This window comes from Ferrimonas marina, from assembly GCF_900129905.1.
Classification (GTDB): domain Bacteria; phylum Pseudomonadota; class Gammaproteobacteria; order Enterobacterales; family Shewanellaceae; genus Ferrimonas; species Ferrimonas marina.
Map to the genome: position 1 here is coordinate 554,813 of NZ_FQXG01000001.1, position 21,878 is coordinate 576,690.

Sequence of the window (21,878 nt, forward strand, 5' to 3'; positions counted from 1 at the left end):
AGCCAACTGCAACGAATCCGGCTTTAAGGCCTTGTTATACAGCGATTGGAAACACAAACAAAGAACAAATAAGCCAAATCCAACAAGTAAATCTTAAAAATGGTGACATAGCTACTGGCTGCTCTTTACTCTGTTGAATCTTGTTTTTGGTAACCAGATGAATAATACCCATGACAAGAACAATGACAGCCAAATGAAACAACCAGCTTGATATACCGATAAAATTAGAACTTTTGCCTAATCCACAAAGAACAAAGACAACTTGAACATTAACTACAAGAATAAGCGAGACTAGTAATTTAGCCACAAACAAAGAGTCTATATCTAATTTTGAGATATCTTTATCGAACACTTTAATTGCGGTAACTAGTACTCTAATCACTCTATTGCCTCAAAGCTGTATAACGCCAGTAACAGCGGGCCGGGCGTAGCCCGGTCCGGCGAGTGAAACGAGCAGCCTGATTACTCTTGTTAGGCACTATCACGGTGCGCTACCCATAGCTTCAAAAGCATGTTGATAACCAAGGCCCATAACAAGCTATTTATCATCACGTACGGAAGGAACTCCATACTCCTGGCATCCGTGAATCTCTCAATTAGTAGGCTCGAAGGAAATGACAGTACATCCAGAGTAATCTGCAAAATGCGTAACCCTAACCCCGGTATAGTGCCCGCAATAGAATGCCCATGATGCTTACCGGCCAGTAAAATGGTGCTACCAAGCGTAAGCGAGAAATGCGATAACCAGACCAAAAGAACTCTCAGCACAGCCTCACCTTGGTTTGTCTAATGTCCGGTTAATCGCATGAAAATGTAGCGATTGCTTTGTTGAATAGTGGGTTTGCACAAAGATGAATCGTCGCGGAGTTTTGACTTTACTATTAAACAGTTTGCTGGACACTACTTTTTCGCCATGTAACTCACAATAAACTTCCCATTATGAATTGTAATGTAAATATCTTGATTCACGGAAAGTAACTTATACCTTTCTAGATCTTCGAACAATAAAACTGACGAGTCATAAGTTTCATAAGCATTTGGAATGCAATGCGCGATAGCCCTCGACAATGGATTCAGAACATCCGAAGGGTAACCTTTGTGCTTGACGTGCATAAATGAGCTAGTGTTCATGCCACTAATAGCCATATCAAAATTCACCACTTCTGCCTTTTCAATACTTGGAATAGTTAAGCTATCTGAATCAAAATTACAACCATTCGGTATTGGTATTCTCAAAACACCATATTGATTATTAAGTGAGGAATCATGCTGACTGGGAGAACACCCAATCAAAAATGACATAAAAGCAAGATGGATGACTATTTTGATTGTATTCAAATTTTGCTCCCTGCCAGGTATGCCTAACGCCCCCAACAGGGGCCGAGCGTAGCGAGATCCCGCGCACGCAGTGCGCAACTCTGATTGGACTTGTTATGCATCTTGTTGCCCACGTAGTTTGACACTAGATAGAACCAGCATGGCTACAGGAAGCCATAGCAGTATGGCTATGGTGAATGCTCGTAGGCTAGAGCCGGCTAAGAAAGGAAAGAAGACCATCGCTATTGGCCAATTTAACCATGCTGAGATCAGTGAACTCCCGAGAAAGCCCTTACACTCAAAGCCAGGCATCATCGCATCGTAGGCGTAGCACCCAATAAAATCGGCTCCTTGCGGGCCATAATCAACTCCGAAGAACAAGGCACTTGCAGCCACTACAGCCAATAAGAGAGCAGCTAAAAGGAGCAACGAGACTGTTCTAAGTATTTTCCAGTTCATAAAGATGCATAACGCCCCCAACAGGGGCCGAGCGTAGCGAGATCCCGCGCACGCAGTGCGCATTTCTGATTGGGCTTGTTAACTGTCGCTATTTGCAATGCGCTCAACCTCTTTCCAGTTCAACACGGACTTCATAAAGCCCCAGGGCTTTGAAGCAGACTGTAGCCAGCTAAAGTCCTGGATAGTCATACCCAGATAAATCCCTATCAAAAGGACAAAGATGGGCTTGCCGCCCGAGAAATAGAAAAACACAGCGCAGGCTACAACTAGAAACAGGCGAAGCATCATTCGTAGCTTCATAGAAGCAAAGCCACGGGCGATGCTTACACCCTTCTCTCGCTGATTCAGTAAGTGTCTTGCTTCATGTGATTTATTCATGTATCTGTACAGTTAACGCCCCGCTCAGCGGGAGCAGTTTGGCTGGCTAAAGTCTGCGAGGCACGAGCAATAGCCAGCCGAGCGATTGCGATCCGTCTGTAGCGCCTTGTTAGGTGAACAGCTAGCTATCATCATCGATTGGCTTAATGCCTAGCCTCTCACTGACAAGATCGTCAAGAATGAGATAGTTGCTTAGCCCCCATGTACCTACGTGATCAGTGGGGCGCTCTAACTCTACTCCATCTTCATCTAAGAACTTTTTGAATAGAATGTCGTGAAAGCACCACTCTCTCCGTTGGCTTAAACTAGTAAGAGCTACATTACAAACAACTGGCATATAGCCTCTAGAGAACCCTAACCTATTTATGAATAGTGGCTGACACAGCAAGGTACACGAATCCAAGTCGTCGGGTACTTCAGCTAAGGTCGATTCCGCGTTATAAACATAAATCAGAATACAATCTTCAAAACCACCTGCTGAAGCAGAGAGAGACATCACTCGCCCATAGACGAACCTGCTCTCGGGAAACTCAAGTTGGAATACATCGCCTACCTTAAGCCTCTTTCTGTAAGGATCTCGACGAATCATATTGGTTTTCGGAAACGCCATATGTGCACCTAACGCCCCCAACAGGGGCCGAGCGTAGCGAGATCCCGCGCACGCAGTGCGCACTTCTGATTGGGCTTGTTAAGAGGCTTGTTCAACAACAATCTGCCCATCAGAAAACCTCACATTAAATGCCTCTGGCCCTTCATAATCAGACTCATAAAGGCTGATACAAATCTCATGGTTGTTGCATAAGACTAGTTTCAGTGCCACCCCATCAAGGTATTCAACGTCTTCGACACGGCACCCAGCGGTAGGTTGAGAGCCTGGATAAAACGTCGTGCGATTAAAGGATGTTATGACGGCGCCGTCTAGGTGCAAGGATGTTCTACCGTCGTGGGTATCGAACTTAATTAGTCTCATTCCAATGAGACGATGTAGCGCACTCATCATCAGCCTCTTAACAGCTTATTCTGTTGAATTTTCATTTATCCCGCCGTCCAGCATGCCTGAGATGCTCGGCAACTCCCTCTTTTGGAGTAGAAAAGGGTCTGAAAGCGGCATCCTGGTTCTGTTGAAAGCGAGAATGGCGGCGAAAGGGAGCCAAAAGGTAAACGGGCATTTACCCCTAAGCGATTGTTTTTTATGAAAACAATTTCATAACATAAGCATTTACTGGCACTGCTCCGCCCTGGCCTATGCCACGTAACCGCTTGATTGTCTCTGCTCATCATCTATAACTGTATATATATACAGCTACATTGGAGGCGTGATGAGTACCAGTCCCTTTATCGGTCAGGTTCGCGAGGCGCTAAGGGTGCGCCACTATGCCTTGCAAACCGAAAAGACCTATCTTTTCTGGATAAGACAATTCATACGTTTCAACAACTTAAGGCATCCCTCTGAGCTTAGCAACCCGGAGATTGAGGCTTTTTTAACCTACCTGGCCAACGTGCGCCGTGTCAGTGCCTCTACCCAAAACCAGGCGCTTTGTGCGCTGATCTTCATGTATCGGCACGTGCTCAATCAGCCGATTGAGGGATTGCAGTTTGGTATGGCAAAACGGCCAAAGACATTGCCGACGGTGCTGTCGGCCAGTGAGGTAAACCAAATCCTGGCGCAGATGTCCGGCGAGTATTGGTTGATGACGGCGCTGCTGTACGGCAGCGGATTACGCATTCATGAGGTCTTACGGCTTCGGCTTAAGGATGTGGATATCGAGGGGCAATCGCTGTTCGTGTTTCGCAGTAAGCGGCAGAAAGACCGCTACACCCTGTTACCCCAGTGCGCCATCGTTCCAATAGAGGCGCAGATCGCCAAGGTGCAGGCACTCCATCAGGCTGACGTGGCGTCGGGTGATGGGATGTCCTCGGTGCCTCCGTCACTGTTTCGAAAGTACCGTCACAGCCTCAAATCACCCGCCTGGCAGTACCTGTTTCCCTCCAGCACCGTTTGCGTTCACCCCTACGATGGCTATCGCTGTCGTCATCACCGCCATCGCAGTGCCTACACCAAGCAGCTTCGTCAGGCCGTTGTGGCCTCCGGGGTGTGCAAGCGCGTTACCGCCCACACCTTTCGCCACTCCTTCGCCACCCACCTGCTGCAAAACGGTGCGGATATCCGCACCGTGCAGTCACTGCTGGGGCATACCGACCTGCGTACCACCGAGGTGTACACCCACGTGGCGTGCCAACGCCATGCTGGCACCCTCAGTCCCGCCGACCGTGTTCTCAGCCCATAGAGCGCTATGCGCCGGAGTAGGCCCGATCCCAGTCCTTCCACACCGGCTGTAGGCCCCGGGCTTCGATGGCGCTGGCTACCGCTTGCGGTGAGCGGTCATCGTCGATGGAAAACTGCTCCAGATCTTCGCTCGGCTCCGCATAGCCGCCGGGCCTGGTGCTGGAAGCCGCTGAGGCGGTGGTCACCCCCAGGGCAAAGACGTTGTCACGAAACGACACCGACTCCCGGGTCGAAAGCGACAGGTCTACCTCCGGGCCAAACAGACGCAGGGCACAGATCAGTTGCAGCAACTGACGCTCGCCAACCTGTATCTGCGGAGAAACGATGCCCTCGCCCTCCCCTTCACAGGGACGGATGCGCGGGAACGACACCGAGTAGCGAGTTCGCCAGTAGATGCGCTGCAGGTAATCCAAGTGCAGTGCCACCATCGCTGCTTCCACCCGCCAGTTGGCCAATCCCAACAGTGCGCCTATGCCCACCTTGTCGACCCCGGCCTGGCCAAGACGGTCGGCGGTCTCCAAGCGGTAGCGAAAATCGGTCTTTTTGCCACGCAGGTGATGCTTGGCGTAGGTACGTTGATGGTAGGTCTCCTGGTACACCATCACCGCATCCAATCCCAAGCCCTTGAGCTCGGCATATTGGGCCGCCTCCAGTGGCTGTACCTCCATCTGCAGGTAGCTGAACTCTCGCTTGACCCTCGGCAGCATGCGACGGAAATAGTCCATCCCCACCTTGGTTTCGTGCTCACCGGTCACCAGTAGGATGTTGTCAAAGCCCATCCGTTTCAGCGCCGCCAGCTCCGCGTCCAGCTCCTGCTCACCCAGGGTGTGGCGCTTGATGCGGTTGCTCATGGTGAAGCCGCAATAGTCGCATTCGTTGGCGCAGAGGTTGGAGAGATACAGCGGCACGTAGAGGCCGATGTTGTTGCCAAAGCGCTGACGGGTCAGCGCCATCGACTGTTGTGCCAACACTTCGAGGTGTGCGTCCGCCGCGGGAGAAATAAGCGCCAGAAAATCCTGCCAGTCTCGCTTGGGTTTGGCCAGGGCACGCCGCACGTCCACATCGGTTTTGCTGTTAATGGTCAGGGCCAGCGCGTCCCAGTCCTGCTGCTGCCACAGCGCGTAGAAGCTCATCGCGCTTAGCCCAGGAAGCCAGTGAGCGGACTGGTGGCGGTGGCCTGGCTGGATACGGTGCCCAGTCCCGACTCATAAGCGGTCCGACCCGCCTCTACTGCGTATTTAAATGCGCGGCCCATGGCGATGGGATCGCCGGCCACCGCCATAGCAGTATTCACCAGCACGGCATCCGCGCCCAGCTCCATCGCCCAGGCGGCGTGGGAAGGTGCGCCAATGCCGGCATCCACCACCACTGGCACATTCGCCTGCTCGATGATGATCTTCAAAAACGCCTCGGTCTTGAGGCCCTGGTTGGAGCCGATCGGCGCCCCCAGCGGCATCACTGCGGCGCAGCCCACCTCCTCCAGCCGTTTGCATAACACCGGATCGGCGTGGCAGTAGGGCAACACCACGAAACCATCAGCGCATAGCGCTTCGGCGGCCTTGAGGGTTTCAATAGGGTCTGGCAGCAGGTAGCGAGGATCCGGGTGGATCTCCAGCTTGAGCCAATTGGTTCCCAGTGCTTCCCGGGCCAGGTTGGCGGCGTAGATCGCCTCTTCGGCAGTTTTGGCGCCGGAGGTGTTGGGCAGCAGGTTGACGCCAATCTCATTGAGCGGGGTGAAGATGTCGCCCTGGGCCCCGGACAGGTCAACTCGTTTGAGCGCCAGGGTCACCAGCTGGGAGCCGGAGGCGGCGATGGTTTCCTGCATCAGGGCGTTGTTGGCGAACTTGCCGGTGCCGGTGAACAGGCGCGAATCAAAGTGTTTGTCGGCGATGGTTAACATGGCCCTAGCCTCCGGCGATAACAGAAAAGACATCGAGGGTGTCACCCTCCTGGATAGGCGTTGCCGCCCATTGTTTGCGGCTCACCACCGCACCGTTCTTCGCCACCGCCACACCGGGCTTGTCTTGGCCGATCTCGGTGAGCAGCTGGGCCACGGTCTCGGCGCCGACCTGCTTGGCTTGTTGGTTCAAGGTGATGTTCATGGTTTTATTCCTTCTGCCCACACACGGTGCAAGCAGCAACGGGTTCCAGGGCAAAGGCCTGCCATTGCATAGTGAGGCCATCGAAGCGGTGCAGCTGATGATCGCACTCCAGCCCGAGTAACAGCTTCAGTCCCTGCAGCGCCTGCAGGGTGCCAACCGCTCCCACCACCGGGCCGACGACACCGGCCTCCTGGCAGGAGGCGGCTTGGCTGTCGTCGCTATCCGGGTCGCTGAGGCAGGCAAAACAGGCGCTGGTCGGCTGACTGGGGGCAATCACCATAAGCTGACCCTGCCAGCCGATGGCAGCACCACTGACCAAGGGAATGTTGTTACGCACGCAGGCCCGGTTAATGGCGTGGCGTACGGTCAGGTTGTCGGTGCAATCCAGCACCAGATCGATGCCTTCCAGCAGCGTGGGCAGGTTATCGGCACTGGCCATCTGCTCGATGCCTTCTACCGCAATGTCCGGGTTGTGCTGGGTAAGCCAGGCCTTGGCCGCTTTGGCCTTGTTCTGGCCCACATGGCTCGGCGTGAAGAGGGTTTGCCGCGGCAGGTTAGACAGCGACACGGCGTCGCCATCCACCAGGCGCAGCAAGCCTCCTTGGCTATCCCTGCGACCAGCGCTAACAGCGCCAGCGCCAGCGCCCACCCCGGCTCCAGCAAGATATTGCAGCGCCGGGCAGCCCAAACCACCTAAACCGATGATCAACACCCGCTTGCTGGCCAGGGCTTGCTGCCCTGCCTCGCCCCACTGGGGCAGCAGCAGCTGGCGACCAAAGCGCAGGTAGTCCTTGTCCTTAAGCATCGCTGCACTCCCGCTCTTGGGGCTGTGCGGCCAGGGCTGCCGCCGTCGGTAGGGTTGGGGCCGATTCAAAGGCGCATTGCAGCTCGCCCAGTGCCTCAGCCACGTCCTTTGCCTGGGTCACCGCGCGCACCACTGCAATGCTACCCACGCCGGATTTTGCCACCTCGAAGGCACGAGGAATGTCGATACCGCCGATGGCCACCGCCGGACGGTGGGGCTGCACCAGCGCCACGTAGTTGTGCAGGCGCGTAAGCCCCTGGGGGGCAGAGGGCATCTGCTTGGTGGGGGTCGGGAAGATGTGGCCCATGGCGATGTAGCTCGGAGCCAGCGCGTGGGCACGCAGGATCTCAAAGTAGCCATGGGTGGAAAGCCCCAGCTTCAATCCGGCACGCTGAATGGCGGCCAAATCCGCAATGGCCATGTCTTCCTGGCCCAGGTGCACACCATAGGCGCCGTGCTTGATGGCCAGTTGCCAGTAGTCATTAATGAACAGGCGCGCCTCGTAGGCATGGCCCAACTCAATGGCCAGGGCAATGTCCGCCTCCACCGCTTCGGGCGACTGGTCTTTGATCCGCAGTTGCAGGGTTTTTACCCCCAACTGCAGCAGCCGTTTCACCCACTCGACGCTGTCCACCACCGGGTAGACCCCAAGCTCCGCCACCTCACAGGGGGTAAAGGGCGCTTCAGGAAGCTTGGCCTGCTCGCTCTCCGCTTCCAGGCCATAAGCACGATTGAGGGCGCTGCCGGGCAATGGCACTCGAGGGAAGCTGGCCAGCTCGGTGGGCCAGCCAGTACGGGCCAGCGGGCCGGGGCCAGCGCCAAAGCGTTGTGACGCCGTCAAACCGTTGTGCAGGTAGGCACGCACCACCGCCAGGGCATCCTCCATCACATAGTCCTGGGCCAGTACGGTGGCCAAGGCGGAAGAGAGGGTGCAGCCGCTGCCGTGGGTGTTGTCGGTGTCGATGCGCGGGCCATCAAACAGCGCCTTTAGCTCGGCGCTGTAGAGCAGATCCACGCAGCGCGGCCCAGCGGGTTGGCCGTGCAGGGTCTCTGCACCGTCAAAAATCAGATGGCCGCCCTTGGCCAGTACCGCCTTGGCACCGCGTTTAAGCAACTGCTCGCAAGCGCTGACCACGGCTTTGGGGCTGTCTAAAACCACACCGGTCAGTGCCGCCAGCTCATCACCATTGGGGGTGAGGATGTCGATAAAGGGCAGCAGCGGATCGAATTGATCCGAGGCCTCGGTGGTGTTGAGCATTGCACCTGAGCTGGCTACCAATACGGGGTCCAGCACGATGGGCGGCAGCGAGCCCGGCGCTTCGGCTTGGCGCTGGGCCAGCCAGTCCGCCAGCAGTTTCACCTGCTCCGGCCCGGTCAGTAGGCCAATCTTGATCGCCCGCGGCTTGAGATCCGCCCACAGGGTATCGAGCTGGGCAATGAAGCCGGCGTCGGAGATCGGCTCGACGTGGTCCACCGCCACCGAGCTTTGCGCGGTGATGGCGGTGATGGCGGTGCAGCCGTGGCCGCCCAGGTCCTGGATGGTCAGCAGATCTGCCTGGATCCCGGCACCTCCGCCGGAGTCAGAGCCGGCGATGGTCCAGACGATGGGACGGACTTGAGCCTGGGCAGCGGCCTCTGAGGTCGAATCTGCCTGGGGACGCGTTACTGCAGGGCCCACAGCGGTTGGGGTGTCCTTTACGTCGCTGCTCATGATCAAGCCTTCTCGCTTTGCACTTCGGAGTAGAGCTCGGCGCCGCTGTCGCGAAACTCCTGGGCTTTCTGGGCCATGCCGGCGTCCGCATCCAGGGCCGTGCCGTCGGTGACGTCGTTCACTTCAATGAGGCACTCCGGGTTGGCTTTTGCGTAGTCGCGCACCTCCTGGGTGATCTTCATCGAGCAGAACTTGGGGCCGCACATGGAGCAAAAGTGAGCCACCTTGGCGCTCTCCTGAGGCAGGGTCGCATCGTGATAGGCCTTGGCGGTCTCCGGGTCCAGAGACAGGTTGAACTGGTCGTCCCAGCGGAACTCGAAGCGGGCCAGTGACAGCGCGTTGTCGCGGATCTGTGCCCCCGGGTGGCCCTTGGCCACATCGGCAGCATGAGCGGCAATCTTGTAGGCGATCAGGCCCTGTTTCACGTCCTGCTTATCCGGCAGGCCCAGATGCTCCTTGGGGGTGACGTAACAGAGCATGGCGCAGCCGTACCAGCCGATCATCGCCGCGCCAATACCGGAGGTGAAGTGGTCGTAGCCCGGTGCCACGTCGGTGATCTGCGGGCCCAGGGTGTAAAACGGCGCCTCCATGCAGTCTTCCAGCTGCTTTTCCATGTTGATCTTCACCAGGTGCATCGGCACGTGTCCGGGGCCCTCGATGATGGTCTGCACGTCGTATTGCCAGGCCACCTTGGTCAGCTCACCCAGGGTTTCCAGCTCGGCGAACTGGGCCCGATCGTTGGCGTCAACGATGGCGCCGGGGCGCATGCCGTCACCCAGCGACAGTGACACGTCGTACTGGGCGCAGATCTGACAAATCTCGTCAAAGTGCTCGTAGAGGAAGTTTTCCTTGTGGTGGTAGAGGCACCACTTGGCCATGATGGAGCCGCCACGGGAGACGATGCCGGTGACGCGCTCGGCGGTCATCGGCACATAGCGCAGCAGCACCCCGGCGTGGATGGTGAAGTAATCCACCCCCTGCTCCGCCTGCTCAATCAGGGTGTCGCGGAACACCTCCCAGGTCAGGTCTTCGGCGATGCCGTTTACCTTCTCCAACGCCTGGTAGATGGGGACGGTACCGATGGGCACCGGCGAGTTACGGATGATCCACTCGCGGGTCTCATGGATGTGGCGGCCGGTGGACAAGTCCATCACGGTATCTGCGCCCCAGCGGCAGGACCACACCAGCTTCTCCACCTCCTCCTCGATGGAGGAGCTGACCGAGGAGTTTCCGATGTTGGCGTTGACCTTCACCAGGAAGTTGCGGCCGATGATCATCGGCTCCGCTTCCGGGTGGTTGATGTTGGCGGGGATGATGGCACGGCCTCGGGCGATCTCTTCACGGACAAACTCCGGGGTGATCGCTTCCGGCAGGTTGGCACCAAAGCTCTGGCCCGGATGGGCTTGCTTCAAAATCTCATTGCGCACCCGCTCGCGGCCCAGGTTTTCCCGGATCGCCACGTACTCCATCTCCGGAGTCACGATGCCGGCCCGGGCATAGTGCAGCTGGGAGACGTTATTGCCCGGCTTGGCGCGGCGCGGCTTGGGCAGGTGCTCAAAGCGCAGGTGGTCGAAGCCACCGTCCGCCAGCCGCTGCTGGGTAAAGTGGGAGCTGGCGCCATCCAGCTCCTCGGTGTCGGCACGCTCCAGGATCCACTGTTGGCGCAGCGGGCTCAGGCCCTGGCGCACATCGATGTCACTGACGGGATCGCTGTAGGGCCCGGCGGTGTCGTACACCGGGATCGATTCGTTGTCCCGGGTGATGGGGTTGTCCTTGTCGCCGCCAATAACGGAGGGCGTCAGGTGGATCTCCCGCATGCCCACGCGGATATCGTCGCGGGAGCCAGTCAGGTAGAGCTTTTCAGAGTTGGGAAAGGGGTGACCTTTGAGGTTATCCAGGTAGGCCTGGGCCTCGGCGCGTACCTCACGGGCATTGCGCTTGGTGCTAGCTTGGCTGCTGGCATTGATGATGGGGGTGTCAGTCGACATAACAATCTCCGGATGATCCTTTGGGAAATTGCCTGTCGGACGTGAGCCTGGTGGCCAACAAATTCGGCGCCCCGACGGATGAAACCGGCGGTTTTGTTGCTGTCAGGGGCGTTGCTTGTTTTCCTACGCCGGTACTAACCGGTTCAGGTTCCACGGATCCCGCTTTCGCGATCTCAGCCCTCACTCCCCTTTGGGGGTGTTCGGGCACTCCGACAAGACCCGCGCAGTATGGCAAGGCTAGATCGGGATCACAAGAGCCAACCGGTTGGCCACTGCTCCGATCACATATCGTCCAGCGAAGCTGGTAAGCACCGGTCATGGCGCCGGAATTTGACTCTGGCGCCGTTTCGGTCGCCCTGAGGCATTAACCCCAAATGGCCCAGCATCCGTACACCAGGCACCTTGTCATGCACCAAAGCGATCAATACCGACACCTTCTCGCCCAACTTGAGTACGCCATCGAGGCGGCCCAAGACCGCACTGCCCTACTGGCAGTGATCGATCAGGCCAGCCAGTTCAATGGTCCGCTGCAACCAGACAGGGTGATGCCGCAACGCAAGGCGCTGCTGTTGCTGGCCGCCATCCTGCCCTGGAGCTACTTCTGCTGGCCCTTCCTCGGGTTTGGCTGGTTGATGGGGGTGCTGGGGGCCATCACCGGCAGCTACCTGTTGCTGCTAGGGCCGGAGCGGCGCTATCAGCAGTTGCAGCGCCTGTCGGATCGACTGTTTCAAAAAGACACCCTGCTAAACCATGCGTTGACCCCGGAGCCGGTGGATGGGGTGGATGAAGCGGAAGCCCTGGCGGCCCAGTTTAACGAGTTCGATCGAGACCGGGATGCCGGCTCTCTCAGTGGCTGGTTCTCCGGCCATCAGGATACGCCGGAACCTGGGTTTGCCTTCCAGATGTTTCAGCATCACTTCACCGAGCGGGCGCCGGTGGAGGGGGCCGAGGTACCGGAAGACGAAGACGGTGAGTTACTCAACACCATCCTGACCCAGAGCCTGGAGCACTACCGCAACGGCATCCTGGTGCAACTGCCAGAGAACGGCCCCTGTAATGTGCAGATCTGCGCCGACGATAGCCTAACTATGAGTGCGGTGGCCACCCTGCCCGGCCTGGACAGTGACGATCCCTTTGCCCTGCAGTTTCGCCTGGCCGGTGACACCGAATGGCTCGATACCCTGCTGGATTCAAAGACCCGAGAGCGGCTGGTTACCATGCTGGAGCGCCTCGATGGCCTGCATCTGGAGGTCAACAACCAGGGGCGGTTGTGCCTCTCCTTTGCTGATCACACCCCGCTGCCGAGCCAGCGTCAGTATGGCCTGGATAACCCCGAGGCCTTTGCCAAGGAGTTGTGCCAGAGTCAGGGCATGCCCAAGCTGAAGTACGCGTTGGAGCATTTGGAGTCGCTGCTGGCCCATTGGCAAAAGCTCAGCCGCCTCAAGCAGGAGGCCAAAGCCGAACCGGTCGATGAGCCGGCATCACAGCGTGTGGCATTGCCACTCTGAGCGCATTTGCACCGATGCAGTGGCGTTGATATCCTTCGGCGCCCGGCTCAAATGAGCCCTGTTTCTGGAGACGCTGTGTGACCCCCCTGCTAGAGCGCGATATCTACCTGTTTGATCTCGACAATACCCTGTACCGCCCGGAAAACCAGATCATCGAGCAGATCATCCTGCGTTTCCGTGATTACATCTCCGATGCCATGTCTCTGTCTCCGGAAGACGCCGACGCCCTCTGCACCAAGTACTACCTGCAGTACGGCGGCACCCTGCGCGGCATGCAGCTGCACCACCCCGAGATCGATCTGGAAGCGCTCTCCTTTTACGCCCACAACGTCGATCTGACCGGTGTCGATCGCGCCCCGGCGCTGGAGCAGGCCCTGCTGGCTAACAACAAGTCCCGCTTTGTCTTCACCAACTCGCCGCGCCCCTACGCCGAGCGCGTGCTGGAGCACCTGGGACTGCGCCACTGCTTCGATGGCGTATTCAGCGTTGAGCAGACCGACTACAAGATGAAGCCCCACCCCCACGCCTTCAAAACCATCGGCGATCACTTCGGCTTCGAGTGCGATAACGCCGTGCTGTTTGACGACCAGACCAGCAACATCGGTACCGCCCGCGAGATGGGGATGCGCACCGTACTGGTGAACCGCGATGACCTGAGCGAGCACAACGCCTGTTACCGCACCGAGCAGCTGGCCAACTTTGTCGATCACCTCAACCAGATGAACCAGCCCAAGGGCTGATCCCCCAACAAGCGAAGCGGCGGATTTCGCTTATACTCTAGGCAACGCAAACCCGAGTCTTCCGGTCGGTTTTGCTCGCAGTCTGAGCTCAACGCGGCCCTCACTGGGAACGAGGCGTATGGTTCGGCACTACTACCTCAGTAACAGCCTGTGGGAGCTGGAACTGATAGAACGACAGCTGGAGAAGCGTGGGCTCTCTCCGGCTCAAATCCACGTGCTTTCGCAAAAGCCCAATCTGGCTAGCCGCTTTCATCTGCTCCCCCGCTCCGAATTCTGGTTCTATGACCTGCCCCACTGCCTCTGGCGAGGCTTGGCCCTGGGCCTGATCCTGGCCGGCGCGGTGCTGGTGGGGGTGGCCTACTCCGGCTGGGCCGAGGCGATCGGCAGCTGGCTGCCGTTCTGGATGCTGGCGCTGATGTTGCTGGGCTTCTGTACCTGGGAGGGCGGGCTGATTGGGCTGCAATCTCCCCACCATGACCTGGGCCGCTTCCACGACGCCTTCAACCGCGGCCAGCACCTGCTGCTGGTGGATGTGAAGGCCGAGCAGGAAAGCGCCCTGCGCCACGTGATGGCGGCCCACCCCATGCTGACAGACCAGGGCACCAGCTCCGGCGCCTCCAACCTCTATGTGCGCTGCGAAGACTGGTGGCTGCATCTTTGGCGCCACTGAGCCCCGCCCAACAAAAAACCCGGCTTATGCCGGGTTTTGTTTGTCTGGTGTACCGCCAGGGGTGGTGTGACTAAGCGCCGCCGACGAAGTTAGCCAGCCGGTTGAGGAAGGTGTACTGCCCCTCCAGCGCCATCAACAGGATCAACACCAGCAAACACAATGGCGGTATCAAGATGGCGTAGATCAGCGCCAGTCGCTCCCACATCATGTGCATGAACACGGCGATGATCAGGCCCGCCTTGAGCACCATGAAGATCAGGATCAATGACCAGCGCAGCATGCCCTGGACGTGCATGTAATCCACCATGTAGGACAAGGCGGAGAGCAGGAACAGCAGGCCCCAGATCTTGAAGTAGATCCCCAGTGGATGCTGCTGTTCGGAGTCTTGAGTGTGTGCCATGGATGCCCCCTACCAGAGGTAGAAAAACGCGAAGATGAAGACCCAGACCAGGTCCACGAAGTGCCAGTACAAGCCCACGGTTTCGACGATGCTGTAGTCGCCGCTGGCCTCGTAGTCACCCCGTTTGACCTTGATGGCGTAGATCACCAGCAGCAGCACCCCGATCGACACGTGCAGGCCGTGGAAGCCGGTGATCATAAAGAAGCTGGCGCCAAACTGGGCCGCCCCCATGGGGTTACCCCAGGGCCGCACGCCGTCTTCGATCAGTTTGGCCCACTCAAACACCTGCATGCCGACGAAGCTGGCGCCGAGGATGGCGGTCACGATCATCAGCCAGGCTGCCACCTGGCGGTTACGCCGGTAGCCGTAGTTCACCGCCAGCGCCATGGTGCCGCTGGAGGTGATCAGGATGAAGGTCATGATGGCGATGAGCAGCAGGGGGACGGTGTGGCCGGCGATGGTGAGGGCGAACACGTCGGTGGTCAGCGGCCAGGCCTCCACCGCTGACATCCGCACCGTCATGTAGCCCACCAGGAAGGAGCCAAAGATGAAGGTATCCGAGAGCAGGAAGATCCACATCATCGCCTTGCCCCAGTTCACCTTGAAGGCTTCGCGATCGTCAGACCAATCCTGGACAAAACCGGCCATGCCGGTCTTGGCGCCGCTTGGGTCGCTCATTGTGCTGTCCTCCGTTTCGGACTCAGGGCTCGATCTGAACCCCGCACAGGGCCGCCAGGGCCTTGTAGGTTTGCGGTGTGCTGGTCAGTAACGCAAACAACACCAACCACAACAGCAACAGGAAGTGCCAATAGCGCAGCAGCAGCGACAGGCCTTGCCGGGCCTGCTCGGGCGAGCCACGCCATAATTGCCAGCTACTGCGGGGCCAGAAGGCGAGACCAATCGCCAAATGGACGCCGTGCAGACCGGTCAAAAGATAGAAGAAACTGGCGGCCACGGTGCTGCGAACGCCGTAATCCCTCGCCTCGAACAGCTGCCACACCTGCAGCTGGCCATTGAGAAACAGCAAGGCGGTAACCGCACCGGCGATCATCAGCGCTTTAGCCAGCAACTCGGCCCGACCGATGCAGAGCCAGGCTACCTGCAGCAACACACTGCTGGCGATGAGGTAGCTGGTGTTGCGCCACAACACGCTGGTATCAAACAGCGGCTGCCAGGGCTTCTCCGTCAGCGGCTGCCAGTCGCCTAACTGAGTGCGCATGATCAGCGCCACCATGAACAGCAGGAACATGGAGCTGATCACCGCGATCAAAAACCACAGGCCGGTGCCGATGGCCCGCTGCCGTGAAGCCGCCCCGGTCGCGGTTTCGCCGCCGTCGAGCCAGGGCTTATTGGTCAGGGTTGAAAAGGCACTCATGATTTCTCCCCCCCGCCCTGCCAGTCACTGGTTTGCATCACAAAGTCCTGCTTGGCGCCGGGCACCGAGTAGTCATAGGCCCAGCGGTAGACCGTGGGTAGCTTCGGCCCCCAGTTGCCGTGTCCCGGCGGGGTCTCCGGGGTCGACCACTCCAAAGTGGTGGCCTCCCAGGGGTTGGGGCCGGACTCCTTGCCCTTGAGGTAGCTCCAGCCCAGGTTGAACAGGAACAGCAGCTGGGCGGCGGCCACCACCAGCGCCATCACGGTGATGAACTGGTTCAGCGTCACCGCTTCCGGCGGGATGAAGTCGTAGTTTTCGTAGGCGTAGTAGCGACGGGGTACGCCCAGCACGCCCAGGTAATGCATCGGGAAGTAGATGGCCCAGGTGCCGAGGAAGGTGATCCAGAAATGCAGCTGGCCCATGGTGTCGTTGAGCATCCGCCCGGTGATCTTGGGATACCAGTGGTAGATGGCACCGAAGATCACCAGGATGGGGGCCACCCCCATCACCATGTGGAAGTGGGCCACCACGAAGTAGGTGTCCGACAGCGGCAAGTCCACCACCACGTTGCCCAGGAACAGCCCGGTCATGCCGCCAAAGACGAAGGTGAGGATAAAGGCCAGGCAGAACAGCATCGGCACATTGAGGCGGATGTTGCCGCGCCACAGGGTCAGCACCCAGTTGTACACCTTGATGGCGGTGGGTACGGCGATGATCAGGGTAGACACGGCGAAGAAGAAGCCGAAGTAGGGATTCATGCCACTGACGTACATGTGGTGGGCCCAGACCACGAAGCTCAGCGCGCCGATACCGACGATGGCCCACACCATCTGGCGGTAGCCAAAGATGTTCTTGCGGGCGTGCACGCTGATCATGTCGGAGACAATACCAAAGGCGGGCAAGGCGACGATGTACACCTCCGGGTGGCCGAAGAACCAGAACAGGTGCTGGAACAGGATGGGGCTGCCGCCGGAGTACTCCAGGTTTTGTCCCAAGGAGATGATCTCCGGCATAAAGAAGCTGGTGCCCAGCAGCTTATCGAACAGCATCATCACCGCACTGACAAACAGCGCCGGGAAGGCCAGCAGCGCCAGCACGGTGGCGGTGAAGATCCCCCATACCGACAGTGGCATCCGCATCAGGGTCATGCCCCGGGTGCGGGCCTGCAGCACCGTGGTGACGTAGTTCAGGCCGCCCATGGTGGCGGCGACGATGAAGATCGCCAGCGACACCAGCATCAGCACAATGCCGCCATCGATCCCCGGGGTACCCGGCAGGATCGCCTGGGGTGGATAGAGGGTCCAGCCCGCACCGGAGGGGCCACCGGTGACGAAGAAGCTGGCCATCAGCACCACCACCGCCACGAAATAGAACCAGAAGCTGAGCATGTTGAGGAAGGGGAACACCATATCCCGGGCCCCCACCATCAGCGGGATCAGGTAGTTGCCAAAGCCGCCGAGAAACAGCGCCGTCAGCAGGTAGACCACCATGATCATGCCGTGCATGGTCACCGCCTGGTAGTACTCGCTGGGGTCAATCAGGTTGAAGGTATCGGGGAAGCCCAGTTGCAGTCGCATCACCCCGGACAGGAACAGCGCCACCAGGCCTACGGCGATGGCCGTCAGGGTGTACTGGATGGCGATGGTCTTGTGGTCCTGGCTGAAGATGTATTTCTGCCAGAAGCCCAGCTCATTGTGTTCGTGGTGATCATCGGCCATCAGGCCGTCGGCCCCATCCGGGTGGGTTGCGTCCATCTCCACATTGCTCATTGCTCTGCCCCCAGTTCGATCAGGTACTGAACCAGCACCTCCACCTCTTCATCGGTCAGTGGCACCACCGGCATCACCGGCGGATAGCCATGCACCATTTGTTCTGCCGGCGCGACGATGGCCAGTCGCAGGTATTCCGCGTCTGCCACCACCTCGCTGCCGTCTTTCAGTTTTCGGCTCGACCCGGCCAGCCCGCCCCAGGGGGGGCCGATCATCTTGTCGGTGCCGATGCTATGACACGCCAGGCAGCCCTTGGTCTGGGCCACCGTGGCGCCATCCAGTGGCTCTGCCGACACCGCGGCCACCGCCGGTGCTGCCGCCGCCTCGGTAGCGGCACTGTCGTCGCTGGCGCCGTCGTCAGGTGCGGCCTCGCCGCCGCCGGCCTCCTTGATATAGGCGATGATATCGGCGATCTGCTCATCACTGAGCTCGTAGGGGGGCATCACGTTGCCGTAGCCCTCGACGATCTCCGCCGCCGGCTCGCGGATCGCCCGGGCGATGTAGGCTTCATCGGCTGTGATCATCCGTCCGTCGGTCATCCGCTCCTCACGACCGTACAGGCCCTGCCAGCTGGGCCCCAGCGGACTGGCGGCAAAGCCATGACAGGCCAGGCAACCCTGCTCCTGGGACAGCACCTCGCCCCGCTGGGCGGCGGGTGACAGGCTGCTGCCCCCTTCCTGGCTTTCGGCAAAGGTGGGCTGAGAGGCGAGCCAGCTGTCGAACTCCTCGGTGCTGGCCACGGTGAGGCCACCGCGCATGTTGTAGTGCCCTACCCCGCAGTACTCGGCACAGAGGATCTCAAAATCGCCGGTACGTGTTGGGGTGAACCACATGGAGGTGACGATGCCGGGCACCGCATCAATCTTGTTGCGGATCTGCGGCACATAGAAGTCATGCAGCACATCGATGGAGCGCAGCTTGACGTTGATGGGCCGGTCGACCGGCAGGGTAAATTGGTTGGCGTTGATGACCCGGTCATCCAGACTGGCGGGGTCCTTGGGGTCGAGGCCGAAGGGGTTGGCGCTGCTGATCAGGCGGACACTGCTCTTGCCGAGGATGCCGTCGTCGCCGGGGAAGCGAAAGCCCCAGGTCCACTGCTTGGCCAGCACCTCCACCTCCATGGCGTCGTCCGGCACCGACACAATGTCGGAGTAGACCGCCAGGCCCGGTGCCAGCATCGCGATGATGCCCACCGAGGTGAGGCCGGTAAGCCACAGCTCCAGCTTCTTGTTTTCCGGCTCATAACTGGCTTGGCGATCGGGCCGGTAGCGAAACTTCACCACGGCATAAGCGGTGAACAGGATCACCGCGATGAAGACGACGCCGGTGACCACCAGGGTGATGCCGATGGTCAGGTCGATGTCGCCCCAGTTGGAGGCCAGTGCGGGCAGATCCCAAGGCCCGGCAAAGTGAAACCAGATCGAAAGTGCCAGGATCAACACCAGAACGATGGCGATGGTCATAGGCAACGTGTCTCCCACATGATGGGCCCCGTTACCGGGGTCCGTCCCTAAGAGTCATCCTAACCATACCGCTGGGCACACCAGGGAAGGACGGTGTAGATGGCAGGGTATCCCGGCGTATCGTCGTCTCAGGGTTGCTGCGAAGCCTCGGCTACGCGTGCGTGGATCCCATCGCGGTTCCGTCCGAACTGAGGCCCAACAAGGGGTTGGGATCTCATACCGCAGGATGATCAAACGCTTGGTGACGCTGCCATTTCACTACAAACAATAGGAACAGCAGCCAGGAATTGCCAAACCCGGTGGGGTAATAAGAGAAAAAGGCCGACAACAGAGCGTTGTCGGCCTTAATTGGAAGAACTACTGCCAGTGCTTGTTGCTAGCGCTTGCGGGTGTAGAGGGCGAAGGCCGGATGGCCTCGCAACTGATCCATGCTGCCACTGAGGCCAAACGTGTAGCCACACAGGGAGAAATTGCCCCGCATCGCCACATCAAACACCATGTCCGCGGTATCCAGCGGCGAGAAGTAGGCGTAATGCACGCCATCCTTCCACACCTCTACCTTCACCGGGCGGTATTCGGTGCCGTTGTTAAAGCGGGCCACACGGCAGCGACGCTCGCCCTGTGCCGTCAGCAGCGACCACAGCTCCCCTTCCGGCGCCATGTCACCGGGCCAGGCCACAATCAGGCCATCCTGGTTGAGCAGCAGCTCGTAGTTGTCCGGCATCGATACGCTGTGCTCGAAGCTCGGTGCCGCCAAAGGCTCAGCCACCACCGCGCTGTTGGCCTCTACTTCGGCACTGGGCAGGCCGCTGTACCAGCGGATCCCCACCAGGCTCAGCACCAGCACGGCGCTGACCGCAGCCAATGGCCGGGCATAACGAACCAGCAAAGGGCGCAGCTTGGCGGTCCACTGGCCCCAGTCGATCTTGACCGCAGCGCTGGGCTGCCAGTCGTCCTGCTGGGAGTCGTGGCTGTCGTAGGGGGTGTAATCCTGCTCACCGCTTTCGCCATCCAGCGAGGGCTCTACCCGGTAGTTGCGGCGGGGTTGCGCCGGTCGCGACATCGGCCCCTGGTAGCCCCAAACGCCCCCCTCGCGGGTCGACTGTCGGGTTTGGCTGGGCAACATGGAGAAGGCAACGATGCTGGCCATCACCGGGATCAGCAGCCACCAGCTCCAGTTGGCACCACCACTGGCGAACATCGCCAGACTGAACAGGCCCCAGGCAGCGGCGTTGATGGCCGCAGCGGCCACTGGCCGTTGAGCATCCAGCAAGCGGCGGCGACTGGCCAGGAAACCCAGGCCGGCACTGATCAGGCCCGACAGGCCGATCCACAGGCTGGCGCCAGCCATGCCGTGCAGCAGCACCGCCATCAAGAAAACCAGGCCCACCAGGGCCATTTGAATCACGCCATACCGTCCGGGCTTATCCCGCCCCTGGTGGCACAACAAGGAACGTGTCAGCGACACCAGCTACCCCCAAAAATCACACAAAACGTTAGCAGGTTATCCCAAATTCATGGCGAGCGTAATGGGCTTCAGTTCGGTTTCCCCGTCAATCCACCACTATTTGACCGAAGTCCGGATTCGGACTCGATTAAACCCAGCCTTCATCACCCGACAAATCGATAAAGCCCGGTCTGGAACCGGGCTTTGTGGGTTGCCGCGCCGTATCTTTCGAGGGGGCGACCGCAGGGCCAGGCATCTTTACCTGGCCGGGGAATTATTCGCCCGGCGTGGCGGGGCTCACAAACACCGGGGTCGACAGGGTTTGCCGGCTTACCTCGGCACCAATGTGACCCTGCTCATCCAGGGCAAAGCTCACCAGGCTGTCGCTGCGCTCATTGGCCACCACCAGCCAGCGGCCGGAATTGGTCAGGGTGAAGTCCCGCGGCCAGTCTCCTTCGGTGGCGCGGTGCTGAACCAGACGGGCCTGACCATCCTCAGCCAGTTGGAACAGCGCCAGGCTGTTGTGGCCCCGGTTGCTGACGTACAGCTTGTTGCCGGCACGTTTGATCGCCGCCGCCTGGCTGTGCTGGTCAAACTCCGCCGGCAAGGTGTCGAGTCGCTGTTGTGCCTGCAGCTGGCCGGACTCACTGTCCCGCGCCGCCACCACCAGGGTGTTGCTCAGCTCGTTGAGGATATAGAGGGTGTTGCCATCGTCGCTGAACACACCGTGGCGGGGACCATCCCCCGGCTGCAGCTTAAGCGCTTCGCTCACCTCGCCTTTCGGGTCCACCAGCAACACCTGATCAGTGCCCAGATCGATGCTGTAGAGGTGCTGCCCATCCGGACTCCAGCTCACCCAATGGGGGTGCGGCGCTTCCTGGCGGTCCGGGTTCGGCCCCTGCCCCGGATACTGGCTTAATGCCTGGGCCTGCCACTGGCCATTGTGCTGGTGAAACTGGGCGATACCACCGCCATAGTGGGCAAGGGCCAATCGATCGCCGTCGGGGTGCAACGCCAGGTGGCAGCCATAGCGTCCACCACTGTCCAGCTGCTGGGCCAGCGACAACCGCCCCTCCTCCCAACGGAACACACTGAGCTGTCCGGGGGCGGTCTCGTTAGCCGCCAGCACCAGCTCGTTGCCCTGCATCGCCAGGTAAGAGGGGTTGTTGCCCTTGGCCAGCAAACGCGGCTGTGACAGCTCGCCGCTTTGCTCATCCAGGGTCAGCTGGTAAATCCCCTCGCTGCTGCCCTTGGTATAGGTGCCCACCAGCAACGGCTGCTCTAACGCAGCCTGGGCCGCCATCGGGGTTGTCAGGCCTAACATCATGACTGCCCACCATTTACTTGTCATTCATCGCTCCCTGCGAGAAAAGTCGTTATCTATCCAAAGGATAATTCCACACTCTGAGCGCATTTCAACACTGGCATTGCAAAATGTAAACGCTTACATTGTAATCAC

General features: G+C 59.3%; 21 protein-coding genes and 1 riboswitch. Of the genes, 4 read left to right on the forward strand and 17 right to left on the reverse strand.

Annotation, left to right across the window (positions count from 1 at the left end; translation table 11 throughout):
* Window positions 1-34: 34 nt before the first annotated feature.
* From BUC04_RS23520 to BUC04_RS24260, 4 genes are all read right to left on the reverse strand, one after another.
* On the reverse strand, window positions 35-382 hold the full coding sequence (locus tag BUC04_RS23520) for a hypothetical protein (RefSeq protein ID WP_143165504.1): 348 nt from the start codon (window positions 380-382) through the stop codon (window positions 35-37).
* A 518-nt stretch (window positions 383-900) separates the two neighbouring features.
* Window positions 901-1,338 (reverse strand): hypothetical protein, encoded by a 438-nt coding sequence (locus BUC04_RS23525; RefSeq protein WP_143165505.1) that lies wholly within the window; start codon window positions 1,336-1,338, stop codon window positions 901-903.
* A gap of 516 nt (window positions 1,339-1,854) precedes the next feature.
* Window positions 1,855-2,154: a hypothetical protein gene (locus BUC04_RS02580; protein ID WP_143165506.1), complete on the reverse strand. Its 300-nt coding sequence runs from the start codon at window positions 2,152-2,154 to the stop codon at window positions 1,855-1,857.
* A 121-nt stretch (window positions 2,155-2,275) separates the two neighbouring features.
* Window positions 2,276-2,764, reverse strand: a complete 489-nt coding sequence (locus BUC04_RS24260; RefSeq protein WP_073325543.1) for an Imm26 family immunity protein — start codon at window positions 2,762-2,764, stop codon at window positions 2,276-2,278.
* A gap of 709 nt (window positions 2,765-3,473) precedes the next feature.
* On the opposite strand from BUC04_RS24260, the gene BUC04_RS02590 reads away from it, so the two are divergent.
* Window positions 3,474-4,442: an integron integrase gene (locus BUC04_RS02590; RefSeq protein WP_067658243.1), complete on the forward strand. Its 969-nt coding sequence runs from the start codon at window positions 3,474-3,476 to the stop codon at window positions 4,440-4,442.
* Window positions 4,443-4,446: 4 nt separating this feature from the next.
* Here the strand turns inward: BUC04_RS02590 and thiH are convergent, their stop codons facing one another.
* From thiH to thiC, 6 genes are read right to left on the reverse strand one after another with little or no spacing between them, the layout of a single operon-like run.
* On the reverse strand, window positions 4,447-5,574 hold the full coding sequence (gene thiH, locus BUC04_RS02595) for a 2-iminoacetate synthase ThiH (RefSeq protein ID WP_067658246.1): 1,128 nt from the start codon (window positions 5,572-5,574) through the stop codon (window positions 4,447-4,449).
* Between the two features lie 5 nt (window positions 5,575-5,579).
* Window positions 5,580-6,341, reverse strand: a complete 762-nt coding sequence (locus tag BUC04_RS02600) for a thiazole synthase (protein ID WP_067658249.1) — start codon at window positions 6,339-6,341, stop codon at window positions 5,580-5,582.
* A gap of 4 nt (window positions 6,342-6,345) precedes the next feature.
* Entirely contained in the window at window positions 6,346-6,543 is a 198-nt protein-coding gene (gene thiS / locus BUC04_RS02605; protein ID WP_067658251.1) for a sulfur carrier protein ThiS, read from the reverse strand.
* Window positions 6,544-6,547: 4 nt separating this feature from the next.
* Window positions 6,548-7,348: a HesA/MoeB/ThiF family protein gene (locus tag BUC04_RS02610; RefSeq protein ID WP_067658255.1), complete on the reverse strand. Its 801-nt coding sequence runs from the start codon at window positions 7,346-7,348 to the stop codon at window positions 6,548-6,550.
* On the reverse strand, window positions 7,341-9,059 hold the full coding sequence (thiE, locus tag BUC04_RS02615; RefSeq protein WP_082766613.1) for a thiamine phosphate synthase: 1,719 nt from the start codon (window positions 9,057-9,059) through the stop codon (window positions 7,341-7,343). Before thiE ends, BUC04_RS02610 begins: the two co-directional genes overlap by 8 nt.
* A gap of 2 nt (window positions 9,060-9,061) precedes the next feature.
* Window positions 9,062-11,047: a phosphomethylpyrimidine synthase ThiC gene (thiC, locus tag BUC04_RS02620; RefSeq protein WP_067658258.1), complete on the reverse strand. Its 1,986-nt coding sequence runs from the start codon at window positions 11,045-11,047 to the stop codon at window positions 9,062-9,064.
* 102 nt (window positions 11,048-11,149) lie between these two features.
* Window positions 11,150-11,269, reverse strand: a riboswitch (TPP riboswitch).
* 185 nt (window positions 11,270-11,454) lie between these two features.
* On the opposite strand from thiC, the gene BUC04_RS02625 reads away from it, so the two are divergent.
* From BUC04_RS02625 to BUC04_RS02635, 3 genes are all read left to right on the forward strand, one after another.
* The gene (locus tag BUC04_RS02625; protein ID WP_067658261.1) at window positions 11,455-12,555 is read left to right on the forward strand and encodes a hypothetical protein; all 1,101 of its coding nucleotides are present in this window, start codon (window positions 11,455-11,457) and stop codon (window positions 12,553-12,555) included.
* A 77-nt stretch (window positions 12,556-12,632) separates the two neighbouring features.
* Complete coding sequence (locus BUC04_RS02630) at window positions 12,633-13,295, forward strand: pyrimidine 5'-nucleotidase (RefSeq protein WP_067658264.1); 663 nt, start codon at window positions 12,633-12,635, stop codon at window positions 13,293-13,295.
* A gap of 118 nt (window positions 13,296-13,413) precedes the next feature.
* Window positions 13,414-13,965 (forward strand): hypothetical protein, encoded by a 552-nt coding sequence (locus BUC04_RS02635; protein ID WP_067658267.1) that lies wholly within the window; start codon window positions 13,414-13,416, stop codon window positions 13,963-13,965.
* A gap of 70 nt (window positions 13,966-14,035) precedes the next feature.
* On the opposite strand, the gene BUC04_RS02640 is transcribed toward BUC04_RS02635, so the two are convergent.
* The 7 genes from BUC04_RS02640 to BUC04_RS02670 all read right to left on the reverse strand — a co-directional run bounded on the left by BUC04_RS02640 (window position 14,036) and on the right by BUC04_RS02670 (window position 21,770).
* Complete coding sequence (locus BUC04_RS02640; RefSeq protein ID WP_067658270.1) at window positions 14,036-14,365, reverse strand: cytochrome C oxidase subunit IV family protein; 330 nt, start codon at window positions 14,363-14,365, stop codon at window positions 14,036-14,038.
* Window positions 14,366-14,374: 9 nt separating this feature from the next.
* Window positions 14,375-15,043, reverse strand: a complete 669-nt coding sequence (locus BUC04_RS02645; RefSeq protein WP_067658273.1) for a heme-copper oxidase subunit III family protein — start codon at window positions 15,041-15,043, stop codon at window positions 14,375-14,377.
* A gap of 22 nt (window positions 15,044-15,065) precedes the next feature.
* Entirely contained in the window at window positions 15,066-15,740 is a 675-nt protein-coding gene (locus BUC04_RS02650; RefSeq protein ID WP_067658276.1) for a cytochrome c oxidase subunit 3, read from the reverse strand.
* On the reverse strand, window positions 15,737-17,458 hold the full coding sequence (gene ctaD, locus BUC04_RS02655; RefSeq protein WP_067658799.1) for a cytochrome c oxidase subunit I: 1,722 nt from the start codon (window positions 17,456-17,458) through the stop codon (window positions 15,737-15,739). Before ctaD ends, BUC04_RS02650 begins: the two co-directional genes overlap by 4 nt.
* Before the next feature lie 47 nt (window positions 17,459-17,505).
* Window positions 17,506-18,972, reverse strand: coding sequence for a c-type cytochrome (locus tag BUC04_RS02660; protein ID WP_067658279.1), 1,467 nt, complete (start codon window positions 18,970-18,972; stop codon window positions 17,506-17,508).
* A 376-nt stretch (window positions 18,973-19,348) separates the two neighbouring features.
* Window positions 19,349-20,440, reverse strand: coding sequence for a hypothetical protein (locus BUC04_RS02665; RefSeq protein ID WP_143165507.1), 1,092 nt, complete (start codon window positions 20,438-20,440; stop codon window positions 19,349-19,351).
* Window positions 20,441-20,693: 253 nt separating this feature from the next.
* Window positions 20,694-21,770, reverse strand: a complete 1,077-nt coding sequence (locus tag BUC04_RS02670; RefSeq protein WP_082766614.1) for a lactonase family protein — start codon at window positions 21,768-21,770, stop codon at window positions 20,694-20,696.
* Window positions 21,771-21,878: the final 108 nt, after the last annotated feature.

Bases quoted from the DNA above. Each gene is read 5' to 3' on its own strand.
- thiH (WP_067658246.1), bottom strand. From the start codon at position 5,574: ATGAGCTTCTACGCGCTGTGGCAGCAGCAGGACTGGGACGCGCTGGCC.
- thiS (WP_067658251.1), bottom strand. From the start codon at position 6,543: ATGAACATCACCTTGAACCAACAAGCCAAGCAGGTCGGCGCCGAGACC.
- BUC04_RS02600 (WP_067658249.1), bottom strand. From the start codon at position 6,341: ATGTTAACCATCGCCGACAAACACTTTGATTCGCGCCTGTTCACCGGC.
- BUC04_RS02580 (WP_143165506.1), bottom strand. From the start codon at position 2,154: ATGAATAAATCACATGAAGCAAGACACTTACTGAATCAGCGAGAGAAG.
- BUC04_RS02590 (WP_067658243.1), top strand. From the start codon at position 3,474: ATGAGTACCAGTCCCTTTATCGGTCAGGTTCGCGAGGCGCTAAGGGTG.
- ctaD (WP_067658799.1), bottom strand. From the start codon at position 17,458: ATGGCCGATGATCACCACGAACACAATGAGCTGGGCTTCTGGCAGAAA.
- BUC04_RS02660 (WP_067658279.1), bottom strand. From the start codon at position 18,972: ATGACCATCGCCATCGTTCTGGTGTTGATCCTGGCACTTTCGATCTGG.
- BUC04_RS24260 (WP_073325543.1), bottom strand. From the start codon at position 2,764: ATGGCGTTTCCGAAAACCAATATGATTCGTCGAGATCCTTACAGAAAG.
- BUC04_RS02650 (WP_067658276.1), bottom strand. From the start codon at position 15,740: ATGAGTGCCTTTTCAACCCTGACCAATAAGCCCTGGCTCGACGGCGGC.
- BUC04_RS02635 (WP_067658267.1), top strand. From the start codon at position 13,414: ATGGTTCGGCACTACTACCTCAGTAACAGCCTGTGGGAGCTGGAACTG.
- BUC04_RS02610 (WP_067658255.1), bottom strand. From the start codon at position 7,348: ATGCTTAAGGACAAGGACTACCTGCGCTTTGGTCGCCAGCTGCTGCTG.
- BUC04_RS02625 (WP_067658261.1), top strand. From the start codon at position 11,455: ATGCACCAAAGCGATCAATACCGACACCTTCTCGCCCAACTTGAGTAC.
- thiE (WP_082766613.1), bottom strand. From the start codon at position 9,059: ATGAGCAGCGACGTAAAGGACACCCCAACCGCTGTGGGCCCTGCAGTA.
- BUC04_RS02670 (WP_082766614.1), bottom strand. From the start codon at position 21,770: ATGACAAGTAAATGGTGGGCAGTCATGATGTTAGGCCTGACAACCCCG.
- BUC04_RS02645 (WP_067658273.1), bottom strand. From the start codon at position 15,043: ATGAGCGACCCAAGCGGCGCCAAGACCGGCATGGCCGGTTTTGTCCAG.
- thiC (WP_067658258.1), bottom strand. From the start codon at position 11,047: ATGTCGACTGACACCCCCATCATCAATGCCAGCAGCCAAGCTAGCACC.
- BUC04_RS02640 (WP_067658270.1), bottom strand. From the start codon at position 14,365: ATGGCACACACTCAAGACTCCGAACAGCAGCATCCACTGGGGATCTAC.